Annotated in this window: 4 protein-coding genes; all 4 read right to left on the bottom strand. The window is 61.7% G+C overall.

All coding sequences use genetic code 11. The annotated features are described in order from the left end of the window. On the bottom strand, window positions 1-666 hold a 666-nt coding region (locus JNL55_RS32680), incomplete at its 3' end, for an MFS transporter (protein ID WP_322111066.1). Window positions 667-869: 203 nt separating this feature from the next. Then, entirely contained in the window at window positions 870-2,903 is a 2,034-nt protein-coding gene (locus JNL55_RS32675; protein ID WP_293864614.1) for an alpha/beta hydrolase family protein, read from the bottom strand. A gap of 69 nt (window positions 2,904-2,972) precedes the next feature. Then, complete coding sequence (locus JNL55_RS32670) at window positions 2,973-3,776, bottom strand: AraC family transcriptional regulator (RefSeq protein WP_293864611.1); 804 nt, start codon at window positions 3,774-3,776, stop codon at window positions 2,973-2,975. Between the two features lie 111 nt (window positions 3,777-3,887). After that, window positions 3,888-4,928: APC family permease (locus tag JNL55_RS32665; protein WP_293864608.1), on the bottom strand; the 1,041-nt coding region annotated here is incomplete at its 5' end.

The raw sequence follows: 4,928 nt of genomic DNA, 5'->3' as shown, positions 1-4,928 counted from the left end.
CTGAGCCGCACCGCCGTCCAATCCTGCATTCCCCAATTCCGTGGCCTTGAGTCGCTCCAGATAAGGAATCAGCGGCATCACGCCGACCAGCATCACGGCCGCGACCACGACCAGTTCGTTGCTGGTGATGTGTTCGGCCAGCACGATGGCGATCAGCGGCCCCACCAAGCCACCGACGCTGGCGCCAGTGGCAATGAAACCGAACAACCGTTTGGCCTGCTCCTTATTGAACAGGTCCGCCATGAAGCTCCAGAACACCGACACATGGAACAGCGCGAACAAGCTGACCCACACATAGAACGCCTTGTCCACCAAGGTGGGGTCTTGCACCTGGCCGTTGCCGAGCGCGAACACGATGAAGGTGATGGCGAAGAACGCGTACACGCCGGGCACCACGATTTTCAAACGCGACACCGACAACGCCGCGCCATATAAAAACGTCACGATGAAGGTGAGCAGGAAATTGATGGTCCACAAGGTCGCGACTTCGGCATCGCTCCAGTCGCTGGCCATGGCGTCGCGCACCGGCTTCAGGATGTAGTACGAGGCCATCAAGATGAACACGAAGCCGAACGAGGCGAAGCTGGCCTTGAGCTCGTTGGGTTCGATCTTGGAAAGCGAGCGCATGAAGCCGGCCAGCAGGCCGCTGTCGCTGTCTTTACTCATAGTGGATGCCGGCTCGAGGTGTGGCTGGACGCTAGGGGGACAACATTAACACGAGGCGCGCCGGTGACGCCCTCCGCCCCATGGAGACCCCCAGACGCCGACGATGCGCCCCATAGCCGCGTTATTTCCCACCAGGTCCGACACGGCCGGGTAACCGATCGGTCATTTTGCCGTCGTCAGCGATCCCAATCGTCGCAGCCCGCCTATGAGCCAGAAGCCGTGGACGGCTGCGCAGACGCCGCCTTCACATGTTCTGCGAACCAGGCCAGGTAGCGAGTCAGCAGATCGCGAACGAAACTCGGGCGCCGAATGCCATGATGTTCGCCCGGGTAGATGATGAGTTGGGTCGGAATGCGGCGCGAGCGTAGCGCCTGATACATCTGCTCGCTGCCGACGATGGGCACGTTGAAATCGGCCTGGCCGCCGACGTACATCGTCGGCGTGCGAATCGCACCCGCTTTGAAGAACGGCGCCGAGATCCGCAGCCAGGTCTCGGTGTTTTCCCAAGGCGTGCCGAACTCCTGTTCGTAACCGAACACATATTGATCGGAGCCATAGAGCGAGATCTGGTTGCCCGCGCCCGCTCCGCTCACTGCGGCCTGGAAGCGATGATCGCGCGCGATGATGTAGTTGGTCAGAATGCCGCCTTGGCTCCAGCCACCGACCAGCAGGCGCTTCGGATCGGCGACGCCGCTCGCGACCACATGATCCACGCCCGAGAGCAGATCGCTCACATCTTTATTGCCCCAGTCGGCGAAGATGCCTCGACCGAACTCGACACCGCGGCCATTACTGCCCCGATAATTGATCTGCAACACCGCGTAGCCATTCGCAGCAAACAGTTGTCGCTCGATGTCGAAGCTGTGCTCGTCCTGTCCGTACGGACCGCCGTGAATCCACAACACCAACGGCAGTTTGCTGCCTGCGCTTGCATGCAACGGTCGCGTCAACAGGCCATACACCTTCTGACCATCAGCCGCGCTGTACTCAACGTCGTCGCTCGGAGCGAGGTGCACTTCTTTCACAAACGCTTCGTTATGCGATGACAGCCGGCGCAGCTTGCCGCTCTCCAGCGCATAGAGCTCTGAGGGTGCGCCATCTTCGCTTGCGACCACGGCCACGCGCCCGCGCGCTTTGGTGTATGAGCTAACGACGGAACGTGAGCTGAGCAGTCGCTTCACCTTGCCGTCCGACGTAGCAATCTCCGCCGGATACACGATGCGATTATCTGTGATCAACGCATATGCCGAGCGACCATCGGCGCTCAGTGTCGGCGAGCCGACATCGCGATCCAATGCCAGCGCCGGCAACCGCGTAGCGCCGCCGGCCGCGGGCACGATTGCTAACTTGGATTGGTTGTACAACCAATAGCGAGGCTCATCGCCCCGCAAGAACCCAATCGACTTGCCATCGCCGCTCCAGGTCAGCGGGCCGGTGTCGTCGCCAGGAAAGTCAGTGAGTCGCCGCGGCGTCGCGCCCGCCGTTGACGACACCACGAAAATATCGGCGTACTGGCTGCGCTCAGCGTCGGCATCGCGATTGCTCACGAACGCGATCTGTGTGCCATCCGGCGACCAGGCCGGTTGTGATTCGGCGAAGTTGTCGCCCGTGGTCAGTTGCTGGATGCGGCCCGCACCGATGTCGAAAAGATACAAGCGGCCTTCAGTGCGCCGATGTTTGTAACCGTCGTGATCGTTCTTGAATTGGAAACGATCGATGACGATGGGCTGAGGAATGTCTTCGCCGTCGGCATCCTTGGGCGCGGCCGGCTTGGGCTCATGCACCAGCACCCAACGCTTGCCATCCGGGGACCAGCGAAAGCCATCGACGCCGCCCGGCAAATCGGTCACGCGTCGTGCTTCACCGCCCTGGCGATCCAGCAGCCAGATCTGGCTATCTTCATTGGGCGCATCGCCGGAGCGCAGGAACGCGAGCTGGGTGCCGTCCGGGCTCCACTGCGGATCGCTGCCGCCACGTTCGCCTTGGGTCAACTGTCGAACGGCTTTGCCGTTCCAGCTCGCCATCCACAGTTGGGTGACGTGCTGTTCCTTGGCAACGTCGACGCTACTCACTTCATACGCGATCCATTCGCCGTCCGGCGAAAGCTGCGCGTTGGCCACGTCGTTCAACTTGAAGACGTCGTCGATGGTGAATGCGCGGGAGGGTGCGGCCCAACTATCCAGACTCAAACCGAACAACAGCAGCGCGGTACACGCGCTCGTGATCAGGGCTTTCATGCAGAATTTGCTCGCCGCGTCCGTTACGTTGCCGGATGGTATTGACAACGTCTGACGCTTGCAAACAAATCAAAGCGCTGGATGTTGGCAATACTGACTCGGCGGATGCCCCAGCACTCGTTTGAACATGGCAGTGAAGGCACTGGGACTTTCGTACCCCAGATCGATAGCAACATTTGCGACTGGCGTGCCTGCAGCGAGCTGAGTCATCGCCGCGAGCAGTCGAGCTTGACGCCGCCAGGAACCGAACGAAATGCCGGTCTCCTTTTGAAACAAACGTTCCAAGGTTCGTGCGCTGGCACCGACGTTGGCGCCCCACTCGGCGCTGCTGCGCATATCCGAAGGGTTCTGCAGGATGCGTTCGCAGATGCGACGGATCCGAATGTTCTCAGGCATCGGGATATACAGCGGCAACGCGCCGATCTCGTGGATCTCGCTCAGGATCAGGCTCACCAGATGCGGTGAAGGCATCACCGGCGGCTGCGCTTCGCCCAAGGTGATCATTCGCAAGATCAGCTCACGTAGCAGCGGCGATACTTCGATGACACAACACTCGCGGGGCAGTCCGGCCTCGACATCTTCGCGCAGTAGTAAGGTCCGAAGTCTGACCGTGCTATTGGCGCGAATCTCATGAGGCACCAGCGGCGGCACCCAGATACCGCGCATCGGCGGCACCACCCAAATGCCCTGCGGGGTGTCGACGCGCATGATGCCGGAGGATGCGTAGATCAGCTGCGCCCGCAGATGGCTGTGCCGCTCGATCAGATGACCCGCTGGATAGTCGCGGCCGAACGCGACGATGGCTTGTGGCAGGTCCTCGAGTTGGCGAACCCGCCCGAGTATCGAAGGTATCTTGCTCGTGTAGGTGCTCACAGAGTCTCCGGCAATGGGCCGCCCCTCGCCCAAGGTTATAGCGTAGGCGGCCCCCAGGGGAATCGCGCGAGTCAGCCGTACACTATCGAGAAAGCGACAAAGCCAGCCCGATCAAGCGAGCTTCCCGCCTCTGCGCCGTAGCCATACATAGCCACCGGACAGCGCCAGCCCCAGCAAGCCCAGCCCCACGACGACGACGGCTTCGGTGAGCGACGAGCCGAGCATCATCCAGACACACGCCACGATGGCGAGGGTCGCAATCGCTACCCCCGCCGGCACCTGAAAGCCGGCACGATCGGTCGCGCCCGAACGCCGACGCAAGACAATCACCGCGGCACACGTCGTCACGTAGCCGACCAGCCGCGTGAGCGCTGACACCACCAGCGCCCCTAGAAAAGACGTGTAGAGCGCCAGCAAGCAGGCACACACACCGCTCACGACGATGGCCACATGCGGAGCGCGCGATTCCGGATGCACCGATGCAAACACTGCCGGCAACTGGCCCTGCTCTGCGAACGCAAACGGCAATCGCGCGCCCGTCATCAGGATGGCGAACAACGTGCCCAGCATGGTGAGCAACGCGCCGACATTGACGATGTGCGCTCCGGTCGGCCCGAGCACTCGCTCGGTGGCATCGACCAGCGGCCGTTGCGATGACGCCAGCTCGGGTAACGTGCCGATGCAAGCAATCTGGATGGCAATGTATAGCAAAGCGATACACGCCAGCCCGACGCCAAGCGCGAATGGCACGTCGGCACGCGGATTCTTCATTTCACCGGACGTGATCATCGCCGACTCGACACCGAGGAACGCGTACGCCATCAGCATCGCGGCGGTCTGCCACTCAACCAGCGATGGCGGCGCCGTTACTTCAATCTGAGAAAAATCCGCGGCTGGCAAACAAACCGCCACGAAGCCGCCGAGCAACAGCACTTTGCAGGCCGTCAACGCATTGTTGAGCACGGCCGAACGACGCACGCCGCTCAGAACGAGGTACGTCAGCAGCGCCGAGCCGATGACGATACAAGCCGCTCGCGGCCAACCGCTGACGATGTTCGGCGCGAAACCGCCGGCATAAGTGATGGCCAGGTTGGCAATGGTCGCGAACGAAAACAGGCGCGAGATCCACGACAGCCAGCCCACCAGACAACC

Source organism: Steroidobacter sp., from assembly GCF_016790065.1.
GTDB lineage: Bacteria > Pseudomonadota > Gammaproteobacteria > Steroidobacterales > Steroidobacteraceae > Steroidobacter.
The sequence above is the reverse complement of the archived record's forward strand: the minus strand, read 5'-3'. Positions and strand labels throughout refer to the sequence as shown.